This is a genomic window from Affinundibacterium macrobrachii, assembly GCF_014652415.1.
GTDB classification, from domain to species: Bacteria; Pseudomonadota; Gammaproteobacteria; order Burkholderiales; family Burkholderiaceae_D; genus Undibacterium; species Undibacterium macrobrachii.
Map to the genome: position 1 here is coordinate 551080 of NZ_BMYT01000003.1, position 26458 is coordinate 577537.

Annotated in this window: 30 protein-coding genes and 1 tRNA gene; 5 read left to right on the top strand and 26 right to left on the bottom strand. The window is 44.7% G+C overall.

The window, feature by feature from the left end; all coding sequences use genetic code 11:
- Nucleotides 1–34: 34 nt before the first annotated feature.
- The 3 genes from IE103_RS11230 to IE103_RS11240 all read right to left on the bottom strand — a co-directional run bounded on the left by IE103_RS11230 (nt 35) and on the right by IE103_RS11240 (nt 4869).
- Nucleotides 35–2980 (bottom strand): TonB-dependent receptor, encoded by a 2946-nt coding sequence (locus IE103_RS11230; protein WP_189346191.1) that lies wholly within the window; start codon nt 2978–2980, stop codon nt 35–37.
- 661 nt (nt 2981–3641) lie between these two features.
- Nucleotides 3642–4214 (bottom strand): outer membrane beta-barrel protein, encoded by a 573-nt coding sequence (locus IE103_RS11235; RefSeq protein WP_189346192.1) that lies wholly within the window; start codon nt 4212–4214, stop codon nt 3642–3644.
- Between the two features lie 199 nt (nt 4215–4413).
- Nucleotides 4414–4869, bottom strand: coding sequence for an Lrp/AsnC family transcriptional regulator (locus IE103_RS11240; RefSeq protein WP_189346193.1), 456 nt, complete (start codon nt 4867–4869; stop codon nt 4414–4416).
- A gap of 277 nt (nt 4870–5146) precedes the next feature.
- Here IE103_RS11240 and rocF point away from each other — a divergent pair, with 277 nt between their 5' ends.
- A complete protein-coding gene (rocF, locus tag IE103_RS11245; RefSeq protein WP_189346194.1) occupies nt 5147–6070 on the top strand; it encodes an arginase in 924 nt (307 codons plus the stop codon).
- 77 nt (nt 6071–6147) lie between these two features.
- On the opposite strand, the gene cueR is transcribed toward rocF, so the two are convergent.
- Together cueR and IE103_RS11255 are read right to left on the bottom strand one after the other, a co-directional pair.
- Nucleotides 6148–6576 (bottom strand): Cu(I)-responsive transcriptional regulator, encoded by a 429-nt coding sequence (gene cueR / locus IE103_RS11250; protein WP_189346365.1) that lies wholly within the window; start codon nt 6574–6576, stop codon nt 6148–6150.
- Nucleotides 6577–6584: 8 nt separating this feature from the next.
- Nucleotides 6585–8990, bottom strand: a complete 2406-nt coding sequence (locus tag IE103_RS11255; RefSeq protein ID WP_189346195.1) for a heavy metal translocating P-type ATPase — start codon at nt 8988–8990, stop codon at nt 6585–6587.
- A 214-nt stretch (nt 8991–9204) separates the two neighbouring features.
- On the opposite strand from IE103_RS11255, the gene IE103_RS11260 reads away from it, so the two are divergent.
- Nucleotides 9205–9408, top strand: coding sequence for a heavy-metal-associated domain-containing protein (locus IE103_RS11260; protein WP_189346196.1), 204 nt, complete (start codon nt 9205–9207; stop codon nt 9406–9408).
- Between the two features lie 65 nt (nt 9409–9473).
- On the opposite strand, the gene IE103_RS11265 is transcribed toward IE103_RS11260, so the two are convergent.
- From IE103_RS11265 to petA, 9 genes are all read right to left on the bottom strand, one after another.
- On the bottom strand, nt 9474–10214 hold the full coding sequence (locus IE103_RS11265; protein ID WP_189346197.1) for an LrgB family protein: 741 nt from the start codon (nt 10212–10214) through the stop codon (nt 9474–9476).
- Nucleotide 10215: 1 nt separating this feature from the next.
- Nucleotides 10216–10614: a CidA/LrgA family protein gene (locus tag IE103_RS11270; RefSeq protein WP_189346198.1), complete on the bottom strand. Its 399-nt coding sequence runs from the start codon at nt 10612–10614 to the stop codon at nt 10216–10218.
- 66 nt (nt 10615–10680) lie between these two features.
- Nucleotides 10681–11442: a substrate-binding periplasmic protein gene (locus tag IE103_RS11275; protein ID WP_189346199.1), complete on the bottom strand. Its 762-nt coding sequence runs from the start codon at nt 11440–11442 to the stop codon at nt 10681–10683.
- A gap of 292 nt (nt 11443–11734) precedes the next feature.
- Nucleotides 11735–11810, bottom strand: a tRNA-Thr gene (locus IE103_RS11280).
- A gap of 68 nt (nt 11811–11878) precedes the next feature.
- The gene (locus tag IE103_RS11285; RefSeq protein WP_189346200.1) at nt 11879–12367 is read right to left on the bottom strand and encodes a ClpXP protease specificity-enhancing factor; all 489 of its coding nucleotides are present in this window, start codon (nt 12365–12367) and stop codon (nt 11879–11881) included.
- 76 nt (nt 12368–12443) lie between these two features.
- On the bottom strand, nt 12444–13055 hold the full coding sequence (locus tag IE103_RS11290) for a glutathione S-transferase N-terminal domain-containing protein (protein ID WP_186891052.1): 612 nt from the start codon (nt 13053–13055) through the stop codon (nt 12444–12446).
- 95 nt (nt 13056–13150) lie between these two features.
- The gene (locus tag IE103_RS11295) at nt 13151–13915 is read right to left on the bottom strand and encodes a cytochrome c1 (protein ID WP_189346201.1); all 765 of its coding nucleotides are present in this window, start codon (nt 13913–13915) and stop codon (nt 13151–13153) included.
- A 25-nt stretch (nt 13916–13940) separates the two neighbouring features.
- On the bottom strand, nt 13941–15353 hold the full coding sequence (locus IE103_RS11300; RefSeq protein WP_189346366.1) for a cytochrome b: 1413 nt from the start codon (nt 15351–15353) through the stop codon (nt 13941–13943).
- Nucleotides 15353–15967, bottom strand: a complete 615-nt coding sequence (petA, locus tag IE103_RS11305; RefSeq protein ID WP_189346202.1) for a ubiquinol-cytochrome c reductase iron-sulfur subunit — start codon at nt 15965–15967, stop codon at nt 15353–15355. The genes IE103_RS11300 and petA overlap by 1 nt, the downstream gene beginning before the upstream one ends.
- A gap of 355 nt (nt 15968–16322) precedes the next feature.
- On the opposite strand from petA, the gene mscL reads away from it, so the two are divergent.
- Nucleotides 16323–16754, top strand: a complete 432-nt coding sequence (gene mscL / locus IE103_RS11310; RefSeq protein WP_189346203.1) for a large conductance mechanosensitive channel protein MscL — start codon at nt 16323–16325, stop codon at nt 16752–16754.
- 56 nt (nt 16755–16810) lie between these two features.
- Here mscL and IE103_RS11315 read toward each other — a convergent pair whose 3' ends face one another.
- Entirely contained in the window at nt 16811–17578 is a 768-nt protein-coding gene (locus tag IE103_RS11315) for a Nif3-like dinuclear metal center hexameric protein (protein ID WP_189346204.1), read from the bottom strand.
- Between the two features lie 9 nt (nt 17579–17587).
- On the opposite strand from IE103_RS11315, the gene IE103_RS11320 reads away from it, so the two are divergent.
- Complete coding sequence (locus tag IE103_RS11320; protein WP_189346205.1) at nt 17588–18754, top strand: S1C family serine protease; 1167 nt, start codon at nt 17588–17590, stop codon at nt 18752–18754.
- A 5-nt stretch (nt 18755–18759) separates the two neighbouring features.
- On the top strand, nt 18760–19437 hold the full coding sequence (locus tag IE103_RS11325; RefSeq protein ID WP_189346206.1) for a DUF2461 domain-containing protein: 678 nt from the start codon (nt 18760–18762) through the stop codon (nt 19435–19437).
- Between the two features lie 6 nt (nt 19438–19443).
- On the opposite strand, the gene tatC is transcribed toward IE103_RS11325, so the two are convergent.
- From tatC to hisC, 11 genes are all read right to left on the bottom strand, one after another.
- The gene (gene tatC, locus IE103_RS11330; RefSeq protein WP_189346207.1) at nt 19444–20211 is read right to left on the bottom strand and encodes a twin-arginine translocase subunit TatC; all 768 of its coding nucleotides are present in this window, start codon (nt 20209–20211) and stop codon (nt 19444–19446) included.
- Between the two features lie 31 nt (nt 20212–20242).
- Nucleotides 20243–20746 carry a Sec-independent protein translocase protein TatB gene (tatB, locus tag IE103_RS11335; RefSeq protein ID WP_189346208.1) on the bottom strand — a complete coding sequence of 168 codons (504 nt, stop codon included), beginning with the start codon at nt 20744–20746 and terminating at the stop codon, nt 20243–20245.
- 26 nt (nt 20747–20772) lie between these two features.
- A complete protein-coding gene (gene tatA, locus IE103_RS11340; protein ID WP_189346367.1) occupies nt 20773–20982 on the bottom strand; it encodes a Sec-independent protein translocase subunit TatA in 210 nt (69 codons plus the stop codon).
- A 52-nt stretch (nt 20983–21034) separates the two neighbouring features.
- Nucleotides 21035–21394: a histidine triad nucleotide-binding protein gene (locus IE103_RS11345; protein ID WP_189346209.1), complete on the bottom strand. Its 360-nt coding sequence runs from the start codon at nt 21392–21394 to the stop codon at nt 21035–21037.
- Nucleotides 21395–21439: 45 nt separating this feature from the next.
- A complete protein-coding gene (locus tag IE103_RS11350; RefSeq protein ID WP_189346210.1) occupies nt 21440–21787 on the bottom strand; it encodes a phosphoribosyl-ATP diphosphatase in 348 nt (115 codons plus the stop codon).
- Nucleotides 21788–21882: 95 nt separating this feature from the next.
- Complete coding sequence (gene hisI, locus IE103_RS11355) at nt 21883–22281, bottom strand: phosphoribosyl-AMP cyclohydrolase (protein ID WP_189346211.1); 399 nt, start codon at nt 22279–22281, stop codon at nt 21883–21885.
- On the bottom strand, nt 22278–23042 hold the full coding sequence (gene hisF / locus IE103_RS11360) for an imidazole glycerol phosphate synthase subunit HisF (RefSeq protein WP_189346212.1): 765 nt from the start codon (nt 23040–23042) through the stop codon (nt 22278–22280). The genes hisI and hisF overlap by 4 nt, the downstream gene beginning before the upstream one ends.
- Nucleotides 23039–23830 carry a 1-(5-phosphoribosyl)-5-[(5-phosphoribosylamino)methylideneamino]imidazole-4-carboxamide isomerase gene (gene hisA / locus IE103_RS11365; RefSeq protein ID WP_189346213.1) on the bottom strand — a complete coding sequence of 264 codons (792 nt, stop codon included), beginning with the start codon at nt 23828–23830 and terminating at the stop codon, nt 23039–23041. The genes hisF and hisA overlap by 4 nt, the downstream gene beginning before the upstream one ends.
- 112 nt (nt 23831–23942) lie before the next feature.
- On the bottom strand, nt 23943–24581 hold the full coding sequence (hisH, locus tag IE103_RS11370) for an imidazole glycerol phosphate synthase subunit HisH (RefSeq protein WP_189346214.1): 639 nt from the start codon (nt 24579–24581) through the stop codon (nt 23943–23945).
- Between the two features lie 78 nt (nt 24582–24659).
- Entirely contained in the window at nt 24660–25250 is a 591-nt protein-coding gene (gene hisB / locus IE103_RS11375; RefSeq protein ID WP_189346215.1) for an imidazoleglycerol-phosphate dehydratase HisB, read from the bottom strand.
- A gap of 92 nt (nt 25251–25342) precedes the next feature.
- Complete coding sequence (hisC, locus tag IE103_RS11380) at nt 25343–26437, bottom strand: histidinol-phosphate transaminase (RefSeq protein WP_189346216.1); 1095 nt, start codon at nt 26435–26437, stop codon at nt 25343–25345.
- Between the last annotated feature and the right edge of the window lie 21 nt (nt 26438–26458).

Here is a 26458-nt window from a genome sequence, read left to right on the forward strand (position 1 = left end):
CGAACATCGCTTTCGTCCTGGGGAGGATGAAATTTTAGAATTTATAACGAACACCAAGTAAATATTCACGACCTGTCACATTGTTCACCACGACGCTATCGCGCAAGCGGCTAATGAATTGATCATTTGCTTGATTGGTCAAGTTAGAACCTTCAAAGCTGATTTCCCATTGATTGTTGATCTTGTATGTGACCGAGAGATCAACGTTGACTGTGCTATTTTTACCTTCGACGTCATTATTATTTTGACCTGGAACACGAGTCACAAACGAAGAACGTTTGGAAGCAGAGACGCGGGCACTGAATGAACCATCATCGTAGTACAGAGTGGCATTCCAAGATTTAGGAGAGAGATTCAACAAATCATCGGTAATAGTTGCGCTACTGGTTGGTGAAACCACATATTCAATCTTCGATTTCACATAGGTGTAGTTCAACAAAGTACCAAAGTTTTTACCCCAAGCTGGCAAGAAGGTAAATGGCTGCTGATAATTCAACTCAAAACCACTCAACTTACCGCCCTTGGTATTAATCGGTGCGGTGACTTGGAATACTTCTTCTCCAGTAAAGTTCGCAGGCAATAAAGACATTGGCAAACCCGTATCTTTATAAGCGACGTTAGTACGAATACTTTGAATATAGGTATTGATATTCTTTTGGAATAAACCCAAACCTAAGAAAGCGTTTTTACCGAAATACCACTCAAAATTAGAATCGAAAGTATCAGCACGGAATGGCTGCAATAATGGATTGCCGCTCGTCACCGATAAAGTACCAGTAGTCGAAATCGTGCCGCCTGGATTTAAGTTACCCAACTGTGGACGTGCCATGACTTTGGCGGCAGCAAAACGCGCGATAAAATCACGGCTCACATTAATCGCGATGTTCGCAGATGGTAAGAAATCATTGTAGGTGTTACGTACGGTAACTGGCGTACCACCACCCGCAGCTTGATAGCCAGTAGCGATTTGCTCAGTTTGCACATAGCGCGCACCGAAGTTACCACGCACGCGATATCCTGCTACGGTATTGTTAAAATCACCCATCAAGAAAACGCTCTTGTCATTTTCTTCGACAGCACGATTATTACCTCGCGCATTACCGTTCGTAATCGAAGACAAAGTGAAATCACCGGGGCCACCCACAGGTCCACTCTTCAAACAATTACAATAAATATCGTATGCTTTCGCAATTGCGTTCAAGTCAGGAATCAACCACGAAGTTGGAGTGCCCGCTGGCAAATTTTGACCACGACCAAAGCCCGTTAATTGGGTCGTTAAACTAGCGATATTTGTTCCCGCATTCGGCGCAAAAATCGTGTCGTTTTGATTCACACGACGCGACTCATAAGAATTAAAATTATATTTCTTCACATCTGCGCCGGCACGCAAAGTCAATTTATCTTCAATCGCATCCCATGAGAAATCGACATGCACAACATCATTACGGTTATTCGCACCTTGTGGACGAATACGAATTTCGCTCGTGGTTGTGTTTGGTACGGTTCCAGCTTGTGTGCCAGATGTCACTTGTGGCACGGTAGCCAAAGTCATTGGTCCAGTTGCCGAGGTGACATCGAATGGATACGTAATCACTGGCGCACGATCATCACCGCGAAAATCCAAGGCGTAACCGTTGACATTAATTGCATCTAAAGTGGTGGTGGTTTGCACAGGATTCGCGAACTTGGAAGTAGCGCGACCAATCCGTGCATTCATACGGAAAGTGTCACTGAATTGATGATCCAAAGTGAGTGTAGGCTGTGTGAATGTGGTGGATAACTCATCGAAGCGCGATTCTGCACGCACATCTACACCGTTATACATGCCATACAATAGTGAGCCATTTGGCGCGTATTCCGTTTTAACCACGCTGGTTTGTGGCTTACCACCTTGACTGGCAGAACGGCTAAATGAAATCGCCTCCAAAAAATCTTCTTGACGTGTTGCTTCGAGTTTTGAATACAGCATATCGAATGAAAACACCGTACCGCGTTGTGGTTTATATTGCAAAGAAGCGGTTAAACCAAGACGATCTTGGTCATGCGTTAAACGACCATAGCGCGGTAAACGTGGCACAAAATTATTCGCTGAACTCGCCAAATTATAGGCGGCAATATTTTCTGCTGTGCCAGGTAAACGTGACACGCCTTGCGCCGCAGGTCCGCAAGTCGTTGCTGTCGAATTACTTGGATTTGCTGGAGTCACACCCATCGGTGCGCACCAACCACCAGAAGATGGGCCATTGTCCCAACGCACTGTACTGAAACCTTCTTCAAAAACTCGGCGCTTAGAAAACGCACCGGACAATAAAGCGCCGAAAGTATTATTCGCAAACGTATTCGAGACTAAGAAGCCAACACGCGGATCGGTTTTCTGTGACAAATCATTGTAGCGACCTTTCGCCATCACACTTGCATTGAAGCCACGCAAATCGAATGGACGCATGGTTTGCAAATCTACGGTCGCGCCCAACGAGCCTTCATCAACATCAGCAGAAGCACTTTTACGAACAGTTAAGGAATTAAATAATTCTGATGGGAAGACATTGAAGTCAAAACCGCGCGAGCGGTTTGCACCACCTGAACTATCGGTACCGCCAGTCGTCGCCAAGCCTTCAATACCATTGATACGCACACGTGTGAAATCTTGTCCCAAACCACGCACCGTGACGCTACGTCCTTCACCCGCATCACGATCAATCACGACACCTGGAATACGTTGCAAAGACTCGGCCAAGTTTGTATCCGGAAACTTACCCATATCCTCCGACTTCACCACATCGACGATGCCATTATCATCGCGCTTCTTATTTAAGGCACTTTCCAATGATGCGCGTAAGCCAGTGATGACAACCAAGGTTGGCTGCTCTTCGGTTTTTGGCTTGCTGTCTTGCGCATACGCACCACTAATTGCCATTGCCATGACGGAAGCGGTCATGGCGAGTCGTCCGAATTTTTTTCTAAAGTTTCTGTTACGCATGATGTTTGTCCTTTTGGTCTCGAATAGTTTTTATAAAGCTAGAAGTTAAAAAATATCTGGCTTCTTGTTTTCCTCTGATTCATTGGGCGCTGATCAGACGCACCAACACGGCAACAAAAAAACGATTACATTTCGACTTTTTTAACTTTGATTCGATTCTAAAAGTATTTATCAGCCCAACGCGAGAACTTTTAACGATGTAAAAATAGTAAATTTAATTAAAATGCATCCATTGAAAGAATTTTTAAAATTTTCCCTATTGGCATTTTTATCGCAAAAATCATTTAAATCCAGTTAAATTACACGCAAATTCTTCCAAAATATTTTTTATTTCCATAAATAAATAGACTTATTTTTACTTTTTATAGACTTATCGGCGGTAAAATATTTATCGATCTAGCGTCCAAAAAACAACAATTGGTCTTACCAGATTTATTTTTGGTTCACCAAAAATATGACTTTGGTCAATCCAAATTACGAAAATAGTCTTACCACTTATATCAATTCTAGGTTCATTTTGAATTAATCTGCGCAAAAAAAAGCAGCCTGCTTAGGCTGCTTTTTTGCTTCTAGCGATTCTCTTCAGCTGCTCTCTTCAACTGCACTGTACGATTCGTACATCACGAAAGCTATCTATTCTGAGCGCCTGTGAGATCAGGGATTAGAACTCTGATTGCACACCGATAGAGAAGTTAGTCACACCAGAAGTTGTCTGGGTAAAGCCAGACACCTTCACACGACGGTGATCAACTTCAGCACGAATCGCCACTTTTTTATCGACGTAATACAAAGCGCCTAATGAGATCAAAGGCTGACCCGAGTAATGTGTTTCCGATGCAGCGAAATCACGCGTACTCGCCACAATTTCACCTTTCATAAACGCTACGCCCAACTTAGCAAAACCAACAAAATTATTCATTGGTGTGGTCTTAACAATTGCTGCCAAATCAGCACCACGACCATTGAAAGTCGCTTTCAAAGCAGAATCACTAGCACCCACTTCGTTTAAGTAAATATAGCTACCTTCCACACCAAAATTTGGTGAAAACTCATAGCCGCCATACAACTTCCAGCTAGCAGCCGCAGTGTGGCAACTTGTTGAGCCAGCGCAGTCAAAATTCCACTTTGCGCGACCAACAGAACCGCCAAAATAAGAAACCTGTGCTGCTGCATGAGCACTGACTAATGCACTACCTAAAACAAAGGCCGCAGCCAGAATATTTTTCTTTAACATGAGGATTCACCTATCAAGGAGTTTTTAAAAAAACCACCGCAAATTTTAATTGGTCATTACCAATGAGCGACCAAGCATTGCCGGAGTTTCGTACAAAATTGGCATTTTACCCGCAGGCAATCGTCTACGTCAGAATTTATTTGTAATTCGTTGCAGAAGTCGCAGAATTACAGCAACCGCCATCGAAGTATCAATAACTCTAGCGAATCGGTAAGGCACTAACTGGCTTAATCTCTTCCATGCAGATCATCGAGCGTAAGTTGCCAACACCCTGAACCTGCATCAATTTATCTGTCAAAAACTGCGACAAACTCTTCAAATCACTGGCAACTACTTTTAATAAATAATCGAAGTCGCCCGAAATCGTATGACATTCGATAATGTCGGGAAAAGCGCGCAAATTGCCTTCAATTTCTCGCACATTACGGTATTGCTCACGATCTAGCGATAAACTCACGAAAGCCATCACGCCAAGACCAATCGCCTCTGGTGCGACTTGAGCGGTGTAAGCGCGAATCACTTTACTCTCCTCTAAAGCACGCACACGGCGCAAAGTCTGCGGCGGCGATAAGTGAATCTTTTCAGCCAACTGCAAATTACTAATACGACCATCTTCCTGCAAGTGGCGCAATATACTTAAATCGTAGTTATCCATGTAGGCCTCAATAAGTTCAAAAATTCCACTTCGAATGACAAAAGAGGAATTAAATTACGATTTAGTGGCACATCAGGAATTTAATTTCTCATCAAACGATTATATACAACAATTACGAAATCAAAAATTTTCTATTTCGCTCTATAATTCAGCCTAATCAACGCCATCAATGAATCGTGTTTGGCGACGACGAACATGAAGTGCTTGTGTGCAAACGGCTAGCGCACAAACTGCACCACATACTCTAATCAGCTCTTTTGAAAGTGAATGCTCAATAATGAAAACCATCTCACTCATAGGCGCACCTACGGATGTAGGCGCGAGTGTAAAAGGTGCAGGCATGGGGCCTGATGCCCTTCGTGTTGCTGGCTTAGTGCAAGCATTAGAAGCAAGAGACTTGAACGTGATCGATCATGGCAATCTGCATGGACCCGCCAATCCTTGGCAAGCGCCGGTGAATGGCTTGCGCCATTTGAATGAAGCAATCGATTGGAACCAAGCAGTTTATGACGAGGTAAGCAATGCTTTGCAAGCTGGTCACATGCCGATGATGCTAGGTGGCGATCACTGCTTAGCGATTGGTTCTATCAGTGCGGTGGCAAAACATTGTAAAGAGCATGGTAAAAAATTGCGCGTATTGTGGTTTGATGCGCATGCGGACAGCAACTTATCAACGATTAGTCCAACCGGTAATATCCACGGCATGCCAGTTGCATGTCTAATGGGTCATGGACCTGAGCAATTAATTGCTTATGGTGGTTACACACCAGCGATGCAAGCTGATGAGATTCGTCAAATAGGCATCCGTAGCGTCGATGATGGCGAGCGTCAATTTATTCACGACATGGGCATTCCCGTGTTTGATATGCGCTATATCGATGAACATGGGATGCGCGCTGTGATGTTAAAAGCCTTAGAAGGCGTTGATGAAAACACACATATCCATGTGAGTTTTGATCTCGACTGTCTCGATCCAGATATTGCGCCCGGTGTTGGAACCGCGGTGCTTGGCGGCCCAACATATCGCGAAGCCCAACTGTGCATGGAGATGATTGCTGATACTGGTTTGCTTGGTTCTTTAGATGTAGTTGAACTCAATCCTGCTTTAGATTTACGTAATCAAACGGCGATCTTGGCAGTCGATTTAATCGAGAGTTTATTCGGCAAATCAACCTTGGTTAGAATTAATCCTAAAGCCTAATTCGACTGAAATTAGTTAGTCACTAAAATACCAAGACATTTCTATTTTGGTGGCTAACTCAGTAGCTAACTTAGTTACTAAGTACGCGCATTTTTACAACCCGTTTGATCCTTGCCAATCTGATCGGATAACTGGTCAAGAATAGGACAGTCAGGACGGGTGTCGCCATGGCAAGCCTGCGCCAAATGCGCCAATTGCTGCCGTATCAACATCATCTTCGCAATTTGTTCATCAAGTTCAGCGATGTAAGATCCAGCTAGCTTTTTCACTTCCGCACTCTGCCGACTGCGATCTTGCCATAGCCCAAGTAAGGTTTTAATACGCTCTAGAGAAAATCCCAAATCCCGTGCGCGCCGAATAAATCCTAATGTATGTAAATCATTTTCCGAATACTGCCGATAGCCTGCCTCAGTACGATCAGCAGTCGCTATCAAACCTACGCTCTCATAATATCGAATCATCTTTGCGCTCACGCCAGAAGCTTTTGCTACCTGACCAATGTTCATCATCGTCATTATTTTTCTTCCTGGGTACGCGTCGGTTTCCAATTGCGTAATAGCAAAGCATTTGACACGACACTGACACTAGAAAGCGCCATCGCCGCTCCAGCCAACATAGGATTCAGAAAACCAAAGGCAGCTAAAGGTATGCCAACGATATTGTAAATAAATGCCCATCCAAGATTTTGACGAATTTTGCGATAGGTTCTTTGCGAGATTGAAATTGCATCAGCGAGCAGCAAGGGGTCACCGCGCATTAAGGTAATTCCAGCCGTATGCATCGCGACATCGGTACCAGTCGACATCGCAATTCCTACATCTGCGGCTGCTAATGCAGGTGCATCGTTAATCCCATCCCCGACCATGCCGACGCGCAATCCAGATCGCTGTAGATCACGCACGATATTCGCTTTATCCGCTGGCAGAACTTCGGCTCGAACATCATTAATACCAACGACTGCAGCAACCGCATTTGCGCTGCCATAGTTATCACCGCTCAACATAATCGATTGCGCACCCAATGCATGCAAACGTCTCACCGCATGGGCTGCACTCGCCTTCACTTGATCACCAAAACTTAACAGTCCAGCTAGTTGCAAATCTCCATTCGACGAGATCGCTAGATATGACACGGTACGTCCCAATTGCTGCTGTTCTTGCGCCACTAATTCATATCCACCACCATCGACACCCAACTCTTGCATCCACCGCAGATTGCCTAAATACAGTGTCAGCTCATTCAATTGCGCCTGCACTCCTCGACCTGGTGATGCCTTCGCATCCGCTACTACGTGCAGATTCAAACCAAGTTGCTGCGCTCTTTGCAAAACCGCGTGCGCAAGTGGATGATCACTATATTGCTGCACTGCTGCAGCCCATTCCAATAACTGCTGTTCGCTGTAGGTATGACTAAGCGTGGCAGTCAGATGTGGCTTACCTTCGGTCAAGGTGCCCGTTTTATCAAATGCGATTGCGTTTAAACTATGCGTGATTTCTAAAGCCTGAGCATCTTTAATCAGAATCCCAAATTTAGCAGCGACACCAGTACCAACCATAATTGCCGTCGGGGTTGCCAAGCCCAAAGCACATGGGCATGCAATCACCTGCACCGCAACTGCATTCAATAAAGCAGCCTGCCAATCTCCCGTTATCCAAGCCCACAACAATAAAGTAAGCAAGGAAATACCCAATACAATAGGTACAAAAACCGCACTGATTCGATCGACCAAAGCCTGTATCGGCGCCTTCACTGCTTGCGCATCTTCAACCAACTTGATGATTTGTGAAAGCATCGTAGCGCCACCAACACCGCGCGCAATCACTAATAAAAGACCATCTGCATTCACTGAACCACCGATCACAGCATCACCAACATGCTTGCTAACGGGCAGACTTTCTCCCGTCAACAGTGATTCATCGAGATGGCTAATTCCTTCCATAATCTCACCATCAACAGGTACACGATCGCCAGGACGAATCACCACCATATCGCCAACCCGCACTTCCGATACAGGCACTTCTACCTCAAGTCCATCGCGACGAACTAAGGCTGTCGTGGCGCGCAAAGATTCCAATGCACGCAAGGCTTCTAATGTTTGATGTTTGGCTTTCGCTTCCATCCACTTACCAAGCAATACCAAACTAATGACCACCGCAGACGATTCAAAATACAAGTGTTGCATGCCATGCGAGACGTGATCGGTCTGCCAAAACATTAAATACACGGATAAGCCATAGGCCGAGCTGGTGCCGATTGCCACAAGCAAATCCATATTGCCGCTACCAGCGATGAGCGCCTTCCATCCCGCTTTATAAAATCGCGCGCCAAGCCAAAACTGCACAGGTGTTGCGAGTGCAAATTGAACCCAAGCTGGGATCGCCCATTGAATTCCAATAATCGCCAATAGCATGGGAGCCATCAACGGCAAACTCAAAGCCATCGCGATAACTACCAACCAAGCTTGACTCAGTCCGGCTTGCTGCTGGGACAACCTGGCCTGTTGATCATCGACCAACTGCGCTGGGTAACCCGCTTTTTTTGCGGCAGCCAATAGGCTTAGCAATTCCACCTCTGCAAGCGTGGTGATTTGCGCTTTTTCAGTCGCCAAATTCACGCTGGCATTGAGCACGCCCGGCACCGCTAGGAATGCCTTCTCAACCCGACCAACACATGAAGCGCAAGTCATCTCTGCTACCTGCAATGTCCAAGTTTTAGTAGGTACGTGATAGCCAGCTTTTTCAATACTAGCGAGCACATGCTGTAAGCTAGCGCCCGACTTTAGCGCGATGCTGGCTTTTTCCGTTGCCAGATTTACTGTGGCCTCTGCCACTCCTTCCGTAGCGAGCAAAGCTTTTTCAACCCTTCGTACGCAAGACGAACAGGTCATTCCTTCAATCTGCAAACTGATTTTATTTTCCATACAATTTCTCTCTGATTAAACCACCGCTTTGGTGATCATCATGAAGCTGCTGATCAACGGATTGTGGTGCAGCAGATTTCTGACATACGATCAGGATATAGCTTCCCATTATGGTAGGGTCAAGGAAAAATTGAGACTTCATGATGGAGCGCAAGCAAAGCGCAGTCAGAACCACTACAATCATTCCATTCAAAGGCTTTCTAGGAGAATTTTCATGCCACGGTTTCAAGTAGAAGATATGACATGCAAGCATTGTAAAGCGAGCATCAGCAAAGCGATTCAAGAGGTCGATGCGCAAGCCAGCATCACGATAGATCTCGCCGCACATTCGGTTACGATTAATTCCACACAATCAGACGCAGCGCTTGAGGCGGCGATTCGTGAGGCGGGTTTTACGCCCGTACTACTTACAGCTTAAAATAGAACGAATGCAAATACAGAACGAGATCTATCAAAGATCTCCTATGTATGTCGAGATTGATGCTATTTGAAAAAATAGTTCACAATCACTGGCACAAAGGTCGGTGCCAGTAAGGCAGTCAAAACACCATTCAATCCCATTCCCAAACCAGCGAAAGTGCCAATTTCTCGGCTCACCTGAAAAGCACGTGCAGTACCAATTCCGTGCGCGGCTAAACCCAATGCAAAGCCACGAATCTCTGGTGAGCTAATTCGCATCCAATTGAACAAATACCGTGCGACTAATGCGCCAAATGCGCCTGTCAAAATGACGATAGCAGCAGCAACGGAGGGAATGCCACCAATCTTGTCGGCGATACTCATCGCGATCGGCGTAGTGGCTGACTTAGGACCAATTGATAGTGCCAACTCTTTCGAACCGCCCATCCAAATAATAATAAAAACCGCGGAAATGATTGCAGTGATCGATCCGCACAATAAACCTATCGTTAAGGGCAAAAATCGACGCCGTAATTTTGGTAATTGACGTGCCAATGGGATTGCCAACGCGACAGTCACCGGTCCAAGCATCAAATGAATCACTTGCGCTGAAGCGAAATAAGTTTCATATGAAATGCCGGCAGTGCTTAATACGAGAATAATCATCGCGACTGCCATCACGACAGGGTTAGCGAGTGGCGAAAAATTGAACTTAGAAGATATCCATGTAGCCAACAAATAGGCAGATAGCGTCAAACAAATAGCGAGTATTGGAGAATGCGCCAGATAATGCCAAACCGCCATGAAATCGAAAGCCGAACCCATATCATTGATCCAACCTGGATGGCGTCGATGGTTTATCTGCCATCACTTCATCTATGGCTGGCGGCGTCGAATTCATCAAGCAACGCATACTGATAGCAGTGATAGCTAAGGTTAATAAAGTGCTGGAGATGATGGCAATCACAACGGCCAGCCAATGCTGCATGACACCCGCCGCAGAAACCATAATGCCAACGCCTGCTGGAATAAAAAACAGCGACATATGTTTGAGAATATGGTGGCTGGATTCTTCCACTTTTTCCATCAATCGCGGTGAGACAAGTAAAGCAAAGAACAACAGCACCATACCAATCACCGAACCTGGAATACTCAGCGCCAATCCCAAGGCGATGAGTTCTCCCACACATTGGAACAACAGTAAAACGGCTAGGGTATAAAACATAGGGACTTATAATCTAAGAGACGTACAGACGCACGTGATATCAGCAAGAGCTAGCACAAGCATGACTCAATTTGCTTTGGTGTACTGCTGTACAATCAATTGAATCTTGCCTTCGCGACGCAATTTGTCTACTGCATTTTGTAGTTTCTCAATCAGAATTGGATCTGAGTTGATATTCATACCAAAATACAAGGAACCGGCATCATAAAGCTTCATCAGCTTTACCAACTTATCGGCGCCAATATCAAATTGCTGTTGATTAACTGCCATACCAATTTCTGTATTAACGACAACATCAATCTGCCCTGCTTTTAACATACGCATTTCATCTGTGTTTGAATTAAAGATACGTATCGCAGAAGATGGAACACCGGCCTCCGTTAAATCGGTTAAGGAAGCTTCGGCACGAATCACTCCGACTTTAAATTTCTCCAAGTCTTTCATGTGGAGAATCTTATCGGCGACTTCAGCGCGCGCGTATATCCATGTCGTGCGAGGAAAAAGTGGGCCTATCCACACAAATTGTGTTTCACGCGTCGGAATACGTGCAATCGTATAAATAATCGTATTTTTAGTTTCTTGTACCGTCTTATAGGCACGCGTCCACGGCACAAGTTGAAATTCACACTGTAGATGAGCGTTACTGCAGGCAGCACGTAAGATATCTGTGGAAATTCCTGTAACTTGTTTACCATTCAAAAAATTATACGGCGGCCATTCTTCTGTATAGGCCTTGATATCAATAGTAGAAGCAGCGACGCTATGGGCAAGCAAATATAGCACGCCCAAGCAGCAAGACTTCCAAAATTTGGTTGGCAACAGTCGCATATAGAATCAATTCAGCCAATAAAAATAAGACTGAAACAAGAAAGGTCAATCCGAAAACCATTATGGCATAAAGCAGTATTGCCTTGTAGCACAACTCTGCGAAAGCACCCAACAAAACAACTTTACTGAGCTTGGGTGGAAAAGGGACGAATCTTGATGAAGATGCGAAACTCTAAAATCTAGAATCAACTATGTAAGGAAGAAATGCCGAAACAATGCTGAGTCGAATCGATTGTGCAGTGAAAATGCACAATAAAAAAGGGCTCACATTTCTGTGAGCCCTTAGTACTACTGGTGCCGGCTGCCGGAATCGAACTGGCTACCTGATGATTACAAGTCAACTGCTCTACCAAGTGAGCTAAGCCGGCGGAAATCGTTTCAATCTTTATTGCATCACTTTTGTTTTGCAACGAATCTTGAAGAACAAAATTATAGACTACTTTATGACTTTTAGGGAAGGTTTTTCTGATTTTTTTTGTGTTTCTTTTGATTCTTTTATTTCTTCCGCTTTTTCCACTTCGATTAAGGGCTTTTCTTCCCTCACATTCACCGATGCCAAACCAATGCTTGGTCGACTTGGCTCCGACGGTGGTGGTTCAGACATCGGCTCGTCTTCAATCGCATCAAAAACCATTCCTTGTCCATTCTCACTCGAAAAAATCGCCTGCACATTTCGCACAGGAATATAAATATCTCGTGATACACCACCAAATCTGGCTTTAAAGCTAATAGCGTCATTATCCATTTTCAAACCGCTGGTGGCAGAAAAAGCGATATTCAAAACAATTTCACCTTTACGCACAAATTCCATCGGAACTTGTACAGCACCACTCACTTTTACTGATAAATAAGGTGTAAACCCGTTGTCCGTGCACCACTCGTAAATAGCACGTAACAAATAAGGCTTTGTAGAAATTTCTGACATGGATTTGAAATACCTTCTTGAGAATCATGAAAAAAACGACTAAGTGGGAACTTGCCTCACTTAGTCGCCCATTTCATTAACGACGCATTACTTTTTCAGACGGTGTCAAAGCTTCGATGTAAGCAGGACGCGAGAAAATGCGTTCTGCATATTTCAACAATGGTGCCGCTGTTTTGGATAAGTCGATGCCATAGTGATCAAGACGCCACAACAACGGTGCAACCGCAACGTCTAACATGGAGAACTCTTCACCCAACATGTATTTGTTCTTAACAAACAACGGCGCCAACTGTGTCAAACGATCACGAATCTCTGCGCGCGCTTTGTCCAACACTTTAGAAGAGGCATTGTTTTTCTCATTTTCCAAAGTATGCACATGCACGAATAATTCTTTTTCAAAATTAAACAACATCAAACGTGCACGAGCGCGTTGCAATGGATCAGCAGGCATCAATTGTGGGTGAGGAAAACGCTCATCGATATACTCATTAATGATATTCGATTCGTACAATACCAATTCACGCTCTACCAAGATCGGCACTTGGCCGTAAGGATTCATGGTTGAGATATCTTCTGGTTTGTTGAACAAATCAACGTCACGGATTTCAAAATCCATGCCTTTTTCAAACAAGACTAAACGGCAACGTTGAGAAAATGGGCAGGTTGTACCTGAGTAGAGAACCATCATTTTTATAGTTCCTTAAAAACGATTAGGGCGAGGCGCAAAAAGCGGACCTCACCCTGGGATGACACATCCGCTGAATCTCTCAGCGGACGACTAATTTACTTCACTTCTTTCCAGTAAGAGGCATTCAAACGCCATGCTAATGTTGCGAGCAAGGCCATAAACAAAACAACCCAAACGCCTAAACGCTTACGATCATTTTGTGCTGGTTCACCCATCCACTGCAAGTAAGCAACCAAGTCACCGACAGCATTGTCGTACTCGACTGGAGTCATTTTTCCTGGCGTTAAAGTCTCGAAGCCAACAAACTTATGTTCCATCTTGGATGGATCATGTGCATCTTTAACTTCTTCGAATTTAGCACCGCGTACACCTTGCAACTCCCACAATGCATGTGGCATACCAACATTTGGGAACAACATATTATTCCAACCAGTTGGACGACTTTCGTCTTTGTAGTAAGTACGCAAATAGGTGTACAACCAGTCTGCGCCAGTACCAGCGCCAGATGCTTTAGCGCGAGCGATAACTGACAAATCTGGTGGAACAGCGCCGAACCATTCTTTCGCATCTTTTGCGCTCAAGCTTGTTTTCATCAATTCACCAATTTTTTCTCCGGTGAATAATAAATTGCTCTTGATTTGATCATCAGACAAACCAATGTCACGCAAACGGTTGTAACGCATGGATACAGCAGAGTGGCAATTCAAGCAGTAGTTCACAAACAACTTCGCACCATTTTGCAATGCAGATAAGTCGTTCGTACGTTCTGGAGCGCGATCCAATGGAAAGCTTCCACCGCTAGCCAGCGCTAAGGCTGGAGCAAATGCCAAGCTTAAGATCAGTTTTTTAAGTAATTTCATGCTAATTTTTCCTCGCTTAATCTGATCAATGCGCAGCAAAAGTTACGCGTTTTGGCACAGTCTTAAATGTACCCATACCGCTCCACCAAGGCATCAACAAGAAGAAACCAAAGTAGATCAGCGCGCAAACTTGTGACACACGCTCGCCCATTGGGGATGGCGCTTGTACACCGAGGTAACCCAACACGATAAATGCGATACCAAATACGATGTACACATATTTATGCCAATCAGGGCGATAACGAATCGACTTCACTGGAGATACGTCCAACCAAGGTAAGAACGCCAAGATCACAACAGAACCGCCAAACAATACAACGCCCCAGAATTTTGCATCCAAGCCGAAAGGCATCATGCCGATAATTGCCAACAATGCGATCACTGCAATTGCTGCCTTAGTCATAAAGCCCAAAGAAGACTTCAACCAAATCAACGCAACATACGCAGCAACACCAGCTTGAATCACATACAAGAACTCAGAAGTAGTTGCGCGCAAGATGGAGTAAAACGGTGTGAAATACCATGTTGGTGCAATGTGTGGAGGCGTTTTTAATGAGTCAGCTGGAATAAAGTTATTGTATTCCAAGAAGTATCCACCCATTTCTGGAGCAAAGAACACCACTGCTGTAAAGATCGTCAAGAACACAGTCACGCCAAAAATATCATGGAAAGTGTAGTAAGGATGAGAAGGCACGCCATCAACTGGATGACCATCTGCATCTAAATTCTCTTTGATTTCAATTCCGTCTGGATTATTAGAACCGACTTCATGCAAAGCGATCAAATGCGCAACCACCAAGCCCAACAATACCAATGGAATAGCGATAACGTGGAAAGCGAAGAAGCGATTTAATGTCGCATCAGAAACAACGTAGTCACCACGAATCCACAATGACAAATCTGGGCCGATGAAAGGAATCGCACCAAACAAGTTCACGATAACCTGTGCACCCCAGTAAGACATTTGTCCCCAAGGTAAGAGGTAACCGAAGAAAGCTTCTGCCATCAAGCACAAGAAAATAGCGAAACCAAACAACCAAATCAACTCACGTGGCTTGCGGTATGAACCGTACAATAAAGCACGAGTCATGTGCAAATACACAATGATGAAGAACGCAGAAGCACCAGTGGAATGCATGTATCGCACTAACCAACCTGATGGAACTTCACGCATGATGTACTCAACAGAAGCAAAAGCTAAATTCGCATCTGGTTTGTAATGCATCACCAAGAAAATACCAGTCACAATCTGAATAACCAAAACCAGCATCGCTAAGGAGCCGAAGATGTACCAGAAGTTAAAGTTTTTTGGTGCGTAGTATTGACCCCATTGATCATTCCACAATTTTGTCAGTGGAAAACGAGAGTCAACCCAATTTAATGCTTTCGCTGCGATAGGCGCATCGTCAGGAAGTTTTTTCTCAACAAATGCCATGATTAAGCCTCGCCTTTCTCATCTTTACCGATGATGATTTTGGTATCTGATAAAAACATATGCGGTGGCACGTCTAGATTTTGCGGTGCAGGTTTGTTTTTATAAACGCGACCAGCCAAATCAAATGTGGAACCGTGGCATGGGCAGATAAATCCACCATCCCAATCATCTGGTAACGATGGCTGTGCGCCTGGCGTGAATTTGGAGATTGGTGAGCAACCTAAATGGGAGCAAATACCAACTGTCACCAAAATATCACTATGTTCTTTACGAGAACGTGTTTGTTTGTCGCAATACGCTGGCATATCCATCGTATAAGGCTTTTCAGATTTTGGATCTGCTACTTTTGCCTCTGTTTTTTTGAGACTTTCCATCATCTCTGGCGTGCGCTTTAAAATCCACACTGGCTTACCACGCCATTCTGTTGTCGTCATTTCACCAGGTTTTAATGTGGAAATATCCACTTCAACCGGTGCACCCGCCGCTTTTGCGCGCTCGGATGGCTGAAAAGTACTCACTAGTGACACCGCCGTACTGACACCCACTGCTCCACCTGCAACACAGGTAGCAACGAGTAAGCCGCGACGACTTGGATCGACCTGCTTTTCGATACTCATACAAACCCCAATCTATCAAAAATCAAACTTGACGAAGCACAACCCCACTTCTTACAACCTTAAATTATAAAGGAGCCGGAAGGTGAATTAAAGAAAAAGATGCTTTACAGGCCGATTTAGCTTGTTTTTGCACCTAAATGACCCACATGCTACAAATTTTCTATAAAAAAATAAGCGAACCGTGGCGGCATGAACGGAGAATTACAACAAAACGATGCGCGATTCACAAAAATTGACAATATTATTCAAGTCGAAAGCGCTTTTGCGGATTATCATATTGCTGTTTTGCCATATTCTTAGAGCAAATACTTCACATTTGAATTTGATAAATCTAAAACTAGTTAGGGGAATTTTTATGGGCATGATGCAAGAGTTTAAGAGCTTTGCGGCACAAGGGAATGTGATTGACTTAGCTGTGGGCGTTATTATTGGTGCCGCGTTCGGCAAGATTGTCGATTCATTAGTTGGCGACATCGTAATGCCGGTTGTGGGAAAAATTTTTGGCGGCTTAGATTTCGCTAATTACTACTTACCATTAAATGGCCAAGCGGCGGATCTAACTTTAGCTGAGGCAAAAAAAGCAGGCGCGGTGCTCGCTTATGGTAATTTCTTAACGATATCTTTAAATTTCATTATCTTGGCGTTTATTATTTTCCAAATGGTGCGCTTGGTAAATCTAATGAAGAAGAAAGACGCAGCGGATGCCGCAGCAGCACCTGCGGCACCGCCACCAACGCCCGAAGACGTGATGTTATTGCGCGAAATTCGTGATGCATTAAAAAAATAATTTACAGAATAAAGTTCTCAAAAAAAATGCCACCAATCTTGGTGGCATTTTTACAATCAAACTGGATTGGCGATGTCAACAAACTGATGTTCAATGCCAAATTCCCGCGCGATCATTTGCCCTAAGGCTTGAACACCATAACGCTCGCTGGCGTGATGACCACAAGCCAAATAGCTAACACCGGCCTCTCTCGCCAAATGCACAGTGGGCTCAGAAATTTCACCGCTAATATAAACGTTTGCACCTGCGTCGATCGCCGCAGCCAGCATATTCTGCGCGGCACCCGAGCACCAAGCAATCGTCGCCACCGCTTGCTCTGCATCGCCGATCACTAAGGCTTCGCGCCCTAATTTCGAAGAAATATGCTTAGCCAATTGTCCAACTTGAGAAATCCCGGCATCCATTGATCTTCCAAGCCAAGCTATATCATCCTCACCAAATCGACCTGTTACTTCAAACCCAAAAAGCCGCGCCAATTGAGCGTTATTGCCTAAACTAGGATGCGAATCTAAAGGAAGATGATAGGCAAACAGTGACATTTCGTGTTCTATTAAGGTTTTGAGACGCTGATATTTCTGCCCTACTACACGCATATCCTCGCCTTTCCAAAAATATCCGTGATGCACCAAAATGGCATCCGCTTCAAGACGAACCGCTTCGTCTAAGAGCGCCTGACAAGCGGTGACACCAGTAATGATCTTCTTAATTTCTTTTCGCCCTTCCACCTGAAGCCCATTTGGGCAATAATCACGGAAACGCGCGACTTGCAATTCGTTCGCCAAAAATTGCGTCAGCATATTTCTATCGATTGATTTTTCTAACATATACTCCTCATGATGCGTCGTCTATGGCTGTTATTTGCGCAAACCGTTACTGTCGGCTTGGCACTGTGGTTTATTGTAACCAGCTTAAAGCCCAATTGGGTGCAGCAAGGCTTGGTAATTAACAAGAATGTGAGTTTGACTTCATCGGCCACACTGAAAGAAGCACCAAGCAGTAAGAACAATGCGCCAGGCACCTATCATCTTGCAGCTAAACGCGCGATGCCTTCGGTCGTCAATATTAGTGCGACGCGTAGCTCAAGCAATAACAATCCTCTTTTAAATGATCCGTTTTTTCGACGCTTTTTTGGCGAGCAAGCTAAACCTAGAACGGAACGCCCATCGAGTAGCGGCTCTGGCGTCATCATGAGTCCACAAGGTCATATTCTGACGAATAATCATGTCATCCAAGGTGCAGGGGAGATCGAAGTTGCCTTGGCAGATGGCCGACAAGCTACTGCTAAAGTGATTGGCACTGATCCAGACACTGATCTAGCGGTTTTGCAGATTGACTTAAAGGATCTGCCAACTATCACGCTTGGTCATTCAGAAGAAGCAAACGTTGGCGATGTGGTCCTCGCAATCGGCAATCCATTTGGCGTAGGCCAAACGGTTACGATGGGAATTATTTCCGCGCTTGGCCGCAATAGCGTTGGCATCAATACCTATGAAAATTTCATTCAAACTGATGCAGCGGTCAACCCCGGTAATTCAGGCGGTGCTTTGGTTGATGCGAACGGCAATTTACTTGGCATCAATTCCGCGATTTACTCACAAAATGGTGGTTCGCTAGGAATCGGTTTTGCTATTCCTGTTTCAACCATCAAGATGGTGATGGAAGCGATCATTACAGATGGTCAAGTGGTTCGTGGCTATCTTGGTATTAGCCCTGAAGATATTACAGAAGAAATGGCAGAGAGCTTCAACATCAAACAAACCAAAGGCTCGATTGTTGCCGCAGTGGTGCGAGGTGGACCTGCTGACCAAGCCGGTGTTAAACCAGGTGATATTTGTACTGCGATTGACGGCAAAGCGTTCTCCAATAGTCGTGAAATGATGAATCAAATCGCACAGCTCAAGCCCAATTCTAAAGCCAAGTTGACGCTGGTACGACAATCAAACGAAATGCAATTAGATATCGTGGTCGGCAAACGTCCACCATTTAAACCGGAAGATTAATCACCATGCACGTCGCCGAACTCAGTCGATTTCTGTTTGAATTATCAGAGAATAACAACCGTGCTTGGTTTGTTATGAATAAACCGCGCTACGATATTTTGCGTGCGGAATTTTTACAAATGGTGACACGACTAATCCAAGAGCTAAGCAAATTCGATCCCGCAATCACGCAATGTGATCCTAAGAAAGCCCTATTTCGGATCAATCGCGATGTGCGCTTTGGCAAAGATAAATCACCGTATAAAACTTATTTCTCCGCGTCGATTTTACCGAGTGGTCGCAAGAAACCCAGTGAAGGTGGCGGTCCCGCCTGCTATTTTCAGATCAGCCAAAACAATCGTTTGTTGTTTGCAGTAGGCGAATATATGCCACCGTCAGATCGCTTAAAGAATATTCGTCAACATATCCTCGAAGATGAAGCCGGATTCAAAAAACTGATCAAAAATAAAGCGATGAAAGACTGCTTTGGTGAATTGCAAGAAGAAGGGAAATTGATACGACCACCCAAAGGTTTCGATCCTGAGCATGCTTTAATCGAGTATCTAAAACTCAAGAGCATGATGGTATGGACCGAATGCTCTCTAGAGGGCATGCTGTACGAAGACGTACACAAAAAATTATTAAGCGGATTTAAAACAGCCCTCCCACTAGTCACTTGGTTAAGGGCTGCAAAATTTAGCTAGTACAACTTAACTATCAGATGAAGATTCGGGTGCTTGCGTCGCTTTCACAAAAATCGGCGCAACAAATAAGCCTAATTCAAACAGCATCCACATAGGAATTGCCAACGCCAGTTGGCTAACAACGTCTGGTGGTGTCACGATTGCTGCAATGATAAATGCACCGACAATCACATACGAGCGTATCGCTTTTAGTTTCTCTACTGTCAGAAGCCCTGTGCGTACCAAAACGATCACCACGATCGGCACTTCGAAGGTCAAGCCAAAGGCCAAACACATCGACATAATGAAATCGAGATAGTTTTCGATATCGGGAGAAACGGTAATCGAGGTCGGCGCAAATTCGGCAATAAACTTAAATACACGACCAAAAACAAAGAAATAGCAAAACGCCACCCCTGCGGCAAACAGCACGGATGAAGAAATCACCAATGGTGCGATTAAACGCTTTTCATGCGCGTACAAGCCCGGTGCGATAAAGGCCCAAGCTTGATACAACACCCAAGGCAAAGCAAGCAAGAATGCCAATAACAAAGTGACTTTCATCGGCACCAAGAATGGCGAAATCACGCCGGTCGCGATCATCTTCGAACCCGCTGGCAAAGCGGAAATCATCGGCTGCGCCAGAAAATCATAAATCGCTGTAGTTCCTGGCCATGCAAACAAAGCTGCACAAATAATGGCGACACCCGCACACGCCTTCACTAATCGATCTCTTAATTCGACCAGGTGCGAAATGAAGGTATCTTGCATACCTAAGAAATTATTATCACTCATGACATGCCCTTAAATAATTTATTGAGAGCATTTAGAAAAAACTCGATGAAGGGCTGCGATTGACACGATGCTTTGCCATCCGCGCCGCACCTGAAATGACCTGACTACGATGGCCATGTCGGCTTTTATACCAATGAGGAATGTTCGAAGTCTTAGCGACTTTTCGGCGACGAAAATTCTTCGCCTTCTCAATCATCGCTTCATCTGAGGGAGACGCATAAGTGTCATGTCCAGCATAAATAGAATTTGCAGATGGCTGCACTAATTCATTCAATTCCTGCTGGGCTTCAGAAAATTCTTTATGAATATCTTGCTCGAAATTTTGCGCTGCAGATTCAACTTCCTTCTGCATTTTGCGCAACTCTTCCATTTCGATTTCACGACTGACTTCGGATTTGACCTGGCTGATATAGCGTTGCGCGCGACCAAACAAGGTGCCAGCCATGCGCGCCACTTTAGGTAAGTCTTTGGGGCCAATTACGATCAAAGCTACCGCCCCAATCAAGGCGAGCTTGGTCAATCCGAGATCTATCATAAATCTGCTCTAACACCATCCGAAGATTAGTGTATAGATTTATCCTTTGCATCGACATCGATCGTTTTTTGTTCATCGGCTTTTGGTGATTTCTCATCTTCACCTTTCACGCCATCTTTAAAACCCTTAACGGCTTTACCCAAATCACTACCAACATTGCCGAGTTTTTTAGTGCCGAATACTAAAACGACTACAACCAATACAATTAGCCAATGCCAAATACTAAATGAACCCATCATGCTTCCTTCAAGGCCGGAGCCAAAAATCAATCAATTAAAATATCGTAAATCACGCTAACTTCGCGCCACCAATCACATGCATGTGTAAATGATAAACAACTTGACCACCGTCCGGTCCGGTGTTGATCACCGTTTTAAAACCACCCGACTTTGATCCATCTGCATGCTCTATATATGCACAAGCTTGTTGGGCTGCTAGCTTGGGAGCTAATTCCAACATTTTACCTAACAATACTGCATCTTCGGCACTCGCATCGGCCAAACTTGACAAATGCTTCTTGGGAATAATCAAGAAATGGACAGGTGCTGCAGGATTTATGTCATTAAATGCCATTAAATCATCATCTTCATACAAAATAGTTGCAGGAATTTGCTTCTCAACGATTTTACAAAAAATGCAGTTATCCATACTGTCCGCTCAAAGATTGTTACAAAAAACCAAAATTGAAGCCTATCAATTTTGGGGGCGAGAAGCTTTCTCTTCTATTCCAGAGATCCCTTCACGCCGTGCCAACTCATCCAGTACTTGTTGCGGATGCAAATTATACTGGGCTAACATGACAAGCGAATGAAACCAGAGGTCCGCGCACTCATACAATAAATCCGATGTGTCGCCAGAAACGCGCGCATCTTTTGCCGCCATCACTGTTTCCGTCGCCTCTTCACCAATTTTCTTCAAAATCGCATCATCGCCTTTATGGAACAACTTAGCGACATATGAGGTATCTGGATTACCACCATTGACCGCCTTACGGCTTTCAATCACTGCGGCGAGTTGATGCAATATAGATTCTTGAGTCATTGCGTAATGAAATTTACTTAGTTATTTACTTGTTTTTTTACTTATTTATTTACACATTTAAATAAGCAACAAAGACATATCGACTGATAGCGCAATTATTTATAAATTGCTTCAGGATCTTTTAACACAGGGTCTACTGTTACCCATTCACCTGCGTCAACATTTCCCTCAAATTTTTGGAAGAAACAAGAATGTCGCCCCGTGTGACATGCGATTCCTTCGACTTGTTCGATCTTCAGAAGAATCACATCTTCGTCGCAATCGAGTCGGATTTCTTTCACTTTTTGAACATGGCCAGACTCTTCGCCTTTGTGCCAGAGTTTTTTACGTGAACGGCTCCAATACACTGCTTCACCAGTTTCAACGGTACGACTCAGCGCTTCACGATTCATCCAAGCGAACATGACTACATCATTGCTACCAACTTCTTGCGCAATGACGGGGACGAGACCAACTTCATCCCATTTCACTTTATTTAACCAACGAAAACTCATGCTAACCTCATTGGTATATGTTGTGCTGCCATAAATTGTTTTGCTTCCTGCACTGTATGCTGTCCAAAATGAAAAATACTTGCTGCCAAAACGGCATCTGCGCCACCGAGTTTAATGCCATCGGCAAGATCTTGTAAGCCGCCAACCCCGCCCGAGGCAATCACTGGAATGTCAATCGCATCGGAGACTGCTCGCGTTAAGGCGAGATCAAAGCCAGAACGCGTTCCATCTTTGTCCATACTCGTTAATAGAATTTCCCCCGCACCTAATTCTGCCATCTTGCAAGCCCACTCAACGGCATCGAGACCAGTCGCATTGCGACCACCGTGGGTATACACTTCCCAACGACCAGGCGCAGTCGCTTTCGCATCGATCGCAACCACGATACATTGAGAGCCATATTTATGCGCTGCGTCCGCGACTAACTGCGGATTTGTCACCGCCGAGGTATTCATTCCAACTTTATCCGCACCAGCATTCAGTAGTCGACGTACATCAGCGACTGTTCTAACACCGCCACCGACAGTCAGAGGAATAAATACTTGGGATGCAACAGCCTCAATCACCGGCAAAATCAAATCGCGATCATCAGAAGAGGCTGTGATATCCAAAAACGTGATTTCATCCGCGCCTTGTAAATCGTAACGGCGCGCTACTTCCACAGGATCGCCTGCGTCACGCAATTCCAGAAAATTGACACCTTTTACCACTCGTCCAGCGTTCACATCCAGACAAGGAATAATCCTTTTGGCTAAAGTCATTCTTCGTCTTCTTCGTAAATCAAATCACCACTAAGTTCATCAGCACGATCTTGTGCACTTGCCAAATCTAAAGTGCCTTCATAAATGGAACGTCCACAGATCACACCCTCGATACCTTCGTCTTGAACCTCGCACAAGGCTTCAACATCAGCAAGCACATGCACACCGCCAGATGCGATAACCGGAATCGAAACCGCCTGTGCCAACTTCACAGTAGCTTCAATATTCACGCCACCCATCATGCCATCGCGGCCGATGTCGGTATAGATAATCGCTTCGACGCCATAGCCTTCAAATTTTTTCGCTAAATCAATCACATCATGACCCGACATTTTGCTCCAGCCATCTGTCGCTACTTTGCCGTCTTTAGCGTCAATACCGACAATAATTTGACCTGGAAAAGCACTGCATGCATCCGCCAAAAATCCTGGGCTCTTCACTGCGGCGGTGCCGATAATGATGTAAGAAATACCGGCGTTTAAATAACGCTCGATGGTATCAAGGTCGCGAATGCCGCCACCTAATTGCACCGGCACTTCTTCAGTTTCTGTTTCTTCTGCATATTCACGCACGGTTTTGATAATTGCCTTGATCGCAGCCTCATTTTTTGGTTTTCCAGCGAAGGCGCCGTTTAAATCCACCAAATGTAAACGACGTGCGCCTTGCTCTAACCAGTGACGTGCCATATCAGCAGGTTCTTCGGAAAATACTGTGGCTTGATCCATATCGCCTTGTTTAAGACGTACGCAGTGACCATCTTTCAGGTCGATAGCAGGAATGAGCAGCATGATGAGTTTATATAATATGTAAAAATAGAATCGAACAAAAACGTATTAAACAACAAAGACCAACAATCAAACGATACAAGCATGAATCATTTGAATCACTTCTATCCCTTCATTAAGGATTCCAGTGTACAAAATTTTTATATAGTTGCAATCCAGCAGCCGCACTTTTCTCTGGATGAAACTGTGTCGCAAAAATATTCTCTCGTGCAACGGCCGAAGTAAATACTTGACCATATTCAGTGGTGCCAACCACATCTTGCTCATGTTCAGCTTGCACAAAATAACTATGCACGAAGTAAAAATAACTATCGTCAGCAATGCCATTCCAAAGCGGATGTGCTTGCGTTTGATGCACGCGATTCCATCCCATTTGTGGCACTTTATAACGGGAACCATCTTCTTGCAATTGTCCGCTTAAATCAAAGCGCACAACCTTACCTGGCAGTAAGCCTAAGCATGGCGCATTCCCTTCGGCGCTGATGTCAAACAACATCTGTTCACCAACACAGACGCCAAATAAGGGCTTTTCGCGTGCTGCTTGTAGCAAGGCCTCCTGTACACCCGATTCTTGCAAACTACGCATGCAATCGGGCATCGCACCTTGACCTGGCAAGACTAAACGATCAGCCGATTGAATATCCGTAATCAAACCTGAAATCAGGACCTCGGCTTCAGGGGCAACCGCACGTAATGCTTGCGCGACAGAGCGCACGTTACCCATGCCGTAATCAACGACAACAATCTTATTCATAACAATGAGGGAGTAGACATAGTGAAGTATTCGCGAATAGCATAAACATGCAAGCTTTATGCCATCGCTATCGCTTTTTTATAGACTACCTTTTGTGGATGGAATGGTGCCCAAGGCGCGTTCATCTAACTCGGCTGCCATACGCAGCGCGCGACCAAAGGCCTTAAAAATAGTTTCACATTGATGATGTGCATTTTCACCACGCAGATTATCAATATGTAGAGAAACCAAAGCATGATTCACAAAACCTTGGAAAAATTCATGGGTCAAGTCGACATCAAATGAACCGATCATCGCTCGTTTAAAATCGACATGGTATTCCAGACCTGGACGACCAGAAAAATCAATCACGACGCGTGACAACGCTTCATCGAGTGGCACATAGGCGTGACCATAGCGACGTATGCCTTTTTTATCACCGATCGCTTGTGCAAATGCTTGGCCCAAAGTGATACCAACATCTTCCACCGTGTGGTGCGCATCAATATGTAAATCGCCATCGGCTTCGATATCTAAATCGATTAATCCATGACGTGCGATTTGATCGAGCATGTGATCCAAAAACGGCACACCCGTCTTTAAAGATTGTTTGCCAGTACCATCGAGATTAATCGCGACGCGAATCTTGGTTTCATTGGTGTTGCGTGTTACTTGCGCTGTACGTTGCATGATGAGATTTGCTAATTGTGGTTAGCCAGTTAGCTACAATGTTGTTGAGTGAAATTCGACAGAAAAATTTTAATAGAAATTTCAAAGAAAACTTAATCTAAAGCCAGTTTAAAAGCATGTAAAAATTGGGCATTTTCTTCCGGTGTGCTAACCGTGATGCGCAAACAATTCTGCAAAAGTGCATGCATTTTACCCACATTTTTCACCAAAATTTTTTGTTCCAACAATTTTGTGAAGACTTCATTGCCATATGTCTCACTTTTCTTTGGATTTGACACGCGAATTAACAAAAAGTTTGCCGCAGAGGGAAATACTTCCACGCCTGACAAGCTGGCAAGTTGACTAGACAACTGACTGCGTTGCGAGCGCAATTGTGCCGCTTGCTGCTCAAACACATCAGCGTGTTCTAGCAAGCAAAGTATCGCCGCTTCGGTCAACACATTTACGTTATAAGGTGGGCGAACTTTATCAAATTCTTGCAGTAAAGCGGCAGACGCCGACATGTATCCTAGGCGTATTCCTGCCAAGCCTAATTTGGATACCGTGCGCATCACAACCAGATTCGAAAATTCTGGCAAACGCGACATAAAACTTGTTTGCGCAAATGGTTGGTATGCCTCATCGACAATCACCACACCGCTATCACCCACTGCCGAAATAATTTCTTCCATATCGGCAGCATTAAACAAAGTGCCAGTTGGATTATTCGGATAGGCCAAATACGTGATCTCCGGGCGATGCTCAGCAATCGCTGCCAACATCGCCGCTTTGTCTAGCGTAAAATCTGCGTTGAGCGGTACGCCAACAAACTCCATGCCAGCAAACTGCGCAGACATCGCATACATCACGAATCCCGGCATTGGCGCCAATACTTTTGCGCCCGGTTTGGCACAAGCAATACTGATCATCGCGATCAATTCGTCGGAACCATTACCCAATACTAAGTCGTAACCATCAGGCACGCCGAAGTTGGTTTTCAGCGCCTCTTTCATGGCCAAATAATTGGGTACAGGATAGCGATTTAAGGCTGTTTCCGACAATCGTTTCGCCAATGCTTGCTGCAAGGCTGGCGTCAAGGTGTATGGATTTTCCATCGCATCGAGCTTCAAAAAACCCTTTGCGTCCGGCACGTGATAAGCCGACAAAGCGCGCACATCGGCGCGAATAATATTTTCTACTAAAGACATGAGACTGTTGCTCGTTTTAAA